This is a genomic window from Saccharomonospora halophila 8 (genome assembly GCF_000383775.1).
Taxonomy (GTDB): domain Bacteria; phylum Actinomycetota; class Actinomycetes; order Mycobacteriales; family Pseudonocardiaceae; genus Saccharomonospora; species Saccharomonospora halophila.
Genome location: NZ_KB912488.1, coordinates 127,950 through 131,688 on the forward strand (window position 1 = coordinate 127,950; position 3,739 = coordinate 131,688).

Annotated in this window: 7 protein-coding genes; 4 read left to right on the forward strand and 3 right to left on the reverse strand. The window is 71.0% G+C overall.

Features of this window, described 5'->3' with window-relative positions; genetic code table 11:
- On the reverse strand, positions 1-1,103 hold a 1,103-nt coding region (gene menD / locus SACHA_RS0103365), incomplete at its 3' end, for a 2-succinyl-5-enolpyruvyl-6-hydroxy-3-cyclohexene-1-carboxylic-acid synthase (RefSeq protein ID WP_019807201.1).
- A gap of 102 nt (positions 1,104-1,205) precedes the next feature.
- Here menD and SACHA_RS0103370 point away from each other — a divergent pair.
- The 3 genes from SACHA_RS0103370 to brnA all read left to right on the forward strand — a co-directional run bounded on the left by SACHA_RS0103370 (position 1,206) and on the right by brnA (position 2,811).
- A complete protein-coding gene (locus SACHA_RS0103370; RefSeq protein WP_019807203.1) occupies positions 1,206-2,129 on the forward strand; it encodes a 1,4-dihydroxy-2-naphthoyl-CoA synthase in 924 nt (307 codons plus the stop codon).
- A 195-nt stretch (positions 2,130-2,324) separates the two neighbouring features.
- Positions 2,325-2,585: a BrnT family toxin gene (locus SACHA_RS0103375; RefSeq protein WP_019807205.1), complete on the forward strand. Its 261-nt coding sequence runs from the start codon at positions 2,325-2,327 to the stop codon at positions 2,583-2,585.
- The gene (brnA, locus tag SACHA_RS0103380; protein WP_019807207.1) at positions 2,575-2,811 is read left to right on the forward strand and encodes a type II toxin-antitoxin system BrnA family antitoxin; all 237 of its coding nucleotides are present in this window, start codon (positions 2,575-2,577) and stop codon (positions 2,809-2,811) included. The genes SACHA_RS0103375 and brnA overlap by 11 nt, the downstream gene beginning before the upstream one ends.
- Positions 2,812-2,932: 121 nt before the next feature.
- On the opposite strand, the gene SACHA_RS0103385 is transcribed toward brnA, so the two are convergent.
- Together SACHA_RS0103385 and SACHA_RS26425 are read right to left on the reverse strand one after the other, a co-directional pair.
- On the reverse strand, positions 2,933-3,169 hold the full coding sequence (locus SACHA_RS0103385) for a hypothetical protein (protein WP_019807208.1): 237 nt from the start codon (positions 3,167-3,169) through the stop codon (positions 2,933-2,935).
- A 131-nt stretch (positions 3,170-3,300) separates the two neighbouring features.
- Positions 3,301-3,429 carry a hypothetical protein gene (locus SACHA_RS26425; RefSeq protein WP_019807209.1) on the reverse strand — a complete coding sequence of 43 codons (129 nt, stop codon included), beginning with the start codon at positions 3,427-3,429 and terminating at the stop codon, positions 3,301-3,303.
- 17 nt (positions 3,430-3,446) lie between these two features.
- Here SACHA_RS26425 and SACHA_RS20035 point away from each other — a divergent pair.
- The coding region (locus SACHA_RS20035; protein WP_039737789.1) for an AMP-binding protein at positions 3,447-3,739 on the forward strand (293 nt) is incomplete at its 3' end.

A 3,739-nucleotide genomic window follows, 5' to 3' on the forward strand; every position in this document is an offset into this window, starting at 1 on the left:
GACGTGGCGGCCGCGTCGGCGCGCTGCCACCGGTGCAGCCATTCGGCATCGGCGGGCTTGGCGGGCTCGTCGAACCACTGACCGACCTGGCGCACGTTGTGCGCGGGGGCGGGCCAGTCGGAGTCGGGCCGCACGAGCAGCACCTCCACGTCCCGGTCCGACAGCAGCCGTTGCACCTGCCGGAACACCGTGGGCCGCCCGAGGCACAGCACCTGCTCGGGTTTGTGCTCGGCGACGAACTCCTCCACGCCGAGCAGCCACGCACCCCCGGCGAGCGCGGTCGGGCCACCGAGCCCGAGCCCGCCCGTCTCCGAGATCATCGGCCAGTTGTGTTCCTCCGCCCATTCGCTCGCCGCGCGCACCCCGGCGTCGCAGGCGATCACCAGCCCCTGCCGCGCCGACGGCACCACGAAGGACGGCAGCGCGCCGAAGTCGGGCAGCTCGGTCCACCGGTCGCCCCGGGGCCGCCCGTCCAGCGACTCGTACCAGTCGTCGGCGGCGTCGGCGGCGTCGGCGTTGTCAGCGGCGTCAGCGGCGTCGCCGCCCCCGTCGGTGACGTCCGGCACCAGGGGTTCCCGGAACGGGATGTTGAGGTGGACGGGGCCGCAGCGCCACTCCCCGTAGGCGGCGTTCCACGCCCGGCAGACCTGACTGCGCCAGTAGGCGTTCTGGCCGGACCGGTGTTCGGCCACGGCGAGTTCGTCGAAGTACCGCACCGCGCCGCCGTAGAGGGCGTGCTGGTCGACCACCTGGTTCGCCCCGGCCGAGCGCAGTTCGGGCGGCCGGTCGGCGGTGAGCACGATCAGCGGTACGCCGGCCCGGTCGGCCTCCAGCACCGCCGGGTGCAGGTTCGCCGCGGCGGTGCCCGAGGTGCACACCACGGCCACCGGACGTCCGGTACGGGCGGCGATCCCGAGCGCGAGGAAGGCCGCCCCGCGTTCGTCGACGCGCACGTGCAGCCGCACCCGGCCCGTCGCGGCGGCGTCGTGCAGCGCGAACGACAGCGGAGCGTTGCGCGACCCGGGACAGAGCACGACGTGCGAGACCGTGTTCCGCACCAGCTCGTCGACCAGCACCCGGGCCTGGGCCGTCGAGGGGTTCATCGGCCACCGCCCCACCCGGCCGGGCGCGGGGCCGGGGTCCGGTGGACCGCCCGGCCCGCCGCGGTGTCGAGACTCGCCAGCACGGGGCCTATCCTCCCAGGCGTGCCTGACGACCGAGTCTCGGAGCTGTTCGACCCCGCCGCGTGGGAAGAGATCGAGGGCTTCGACTTCACCGACATCACCTACCACCGTTCGAGGGAAACCCGGTCCGGCAAGCGTGTCGCCCGGGTGGCGTTCGACCGGCCGGAGGTCCGCAACGCCTTCCGCCCGCACACCGTCGACGAGCTCTACCGCGCGCTCGACCACGCCCGGATGAGCTCCGACGTCGGCTGTGTGCTGTTCACCGGCAACGGACCGTCGCCGACCGACGGGGGCTGGGCGTTCTGCTCCGGTGGTGACCAGCGTATTCGCAGCCGCTCGGGGTATCAGTACGCCGAGGGCGAGACCTCGGACACCATCGACCCGGCGCGCGCCGGGCGGCTGCACATCCTGGAGGTGCAGCGGCTGATCCGGTTCATGCCGAAGGTGGTGGTCGCGGTGGTGCCCGGCTGGGCCGCCGGGGGCGGGCACTCACTGCACGCGGTGTGCGATCTCACCCTCGCCTCGGCCGAGCACGCGCGGTTCAAGCAGACCGACACCGACGTCGGCTCGTTCGACGGCGGGTTCGGCTCGGCCTACCTGGCGCGGCAGGTGGGGCAGAAGTTCGCCCGGGAGATCTTCTTCCTCGGCCGCCCCTACACCGCCGAGCAGGCGCACGCGATGGGCGCGGTGAACGAGGTGGTCCCGCACGGGCGGCTGGAGACCGTGGCGCTGGAGTGGGCCTTCGAGACGCTGGGCAAGTCCCCGACGGCGCAGCGCATGGTCAAGTACGCGCTGAACCTGGTCGACGACGGGCTGGTGGGCCAGCAGGTGTTCGCCGGGGAGAGCACCCGGCTGGCCTACATGCAGGACGAGGCCGTCGAGGGCCGGGACGCCTTCCTGCACAAACGCGACCCGGACTGGTCGGAGTACCCCTACTACTACTGACGCCGCCGGCAGGTTCGCCGGGCGGGCCTCCCACGATCCGAACGCGCGGGAGCACTCTCCTCCCCGCGCGGGCGGATCGTGGGAAGCCTCTCCGACGAGCGGTGCCCCAGGACACCGAGGAGCGCAGCGCTCGTGCCTTCCTGCTAAACTGACACCCTGTAGGTATGATTTCTATACCGAAGAGGAGCCCAACGGGTGGAGTTTGAGTTCGATGCCGACAAGAGTCGCTCCAATCGGGAGGAACACGGCATCGACTTCGGCTCCGCGCAGCGACTGTGGGACGACCCCATGCGGGTCGAAGTGGCCGCTCGCATCGTCGACGAACCGCGATGGCTGGTCGTCGGTCTGATCGACGGTAAGTGCTGGTCGGCTGTGGTGACTTATCGGGAACAGCGGATCCGGATCATCTCGGTACGCCGCTCCAGGGATGAAGAGGTGGCCCTGTATGAAAGCTGAGGAGTTCGATAAGCGGTTCGACCGTGCCGACGACATCACCTCCGAACTTGATCTTTCTTCACTCCGGCGCCCTTCGGCCGAGCAACGACGGGTCAACGTCGATTTCCCGGCCTGGATGATCGACTCACTCGACCGCGAGGCGAAGCGTCTCGGCGTGACCCGACAATCGATCATCAAGGTCTGGCTGGCGGAGCGGCTCGAGGACCAACACGGCCGGGCTGCGTAACTCCCGGTTCGAGTGCGGGGTCGAGCGGTGCCTGCAACCGCGTCCGCGGCGCCTCCTGTACGGGGCACCTGACCGGGCAGGAATCGGCCGGTCGGCACCACCGCGTGTCTGTCGGGAGGTCTCAGCCACGATCCTCGGTGTCCGCCCGGCCCGAGGCCGCCATGTTCACCAGCTCGATGCTGCGCTCGACAACAGCCGTGACGCTGTCCAGCCTTCCTCGGACTTCGGTGAACCCGGTGCGCATTTCCGCGCGTACGTCGGCCAGACCGTCCCGCATCGCGTCGAGACCTCCGGCGACCACCTGCCGGACGTCCTCCAGATCACTGCGGGTGCGACCCGAATCGAGCACGGCGAGCATACTACACATCGCGGTGACCTGCCGCGCCATGGGCGCCGGTAGTGCCCGCGGGTCTCGCGGAGGTCGCACCCGTCCGGGAGCGCACGCGGCGCAGCGGCGTCCGTGCCCGGACGGGCCGTCGGTGCGCTCGATCAGTCCAGGGAACGCTGCTTCGCCTGCCGGATGCCGTCGCGAACCGCTGCCCGGACCACGAAGTACAGGATGTAGAAAAAGGCCGCGACGAAGACCAGATAGGTCAGAACACCGGGGAAGTTCACCATCGAAAGGACGGTAGACGATGCGTGTGGTCGAGGTCGACGGAACCCCGGCCGCCGTCGGACGGCTGCGGACGGCGCTGGCCGACGCGCTCGACGGCGGCGAGGCGGTGCTGCCCGTCAACCCGCACGCACCGGACGTCGCGGAACTGCGCGCGGCCATGCGGCCGGACGAGCCCGTCGAAACCGACACCGCCGTGATCGTGGCGACGTCCGGGTCGACCGGCACGCCGAAGGGAGTGCTGTTGTCGGCGCGTGCGCTGCTCGCCTCGGCGCGGGCCACGCACGCCCGCCTGGGCGGGCCGGGGCACTGGCT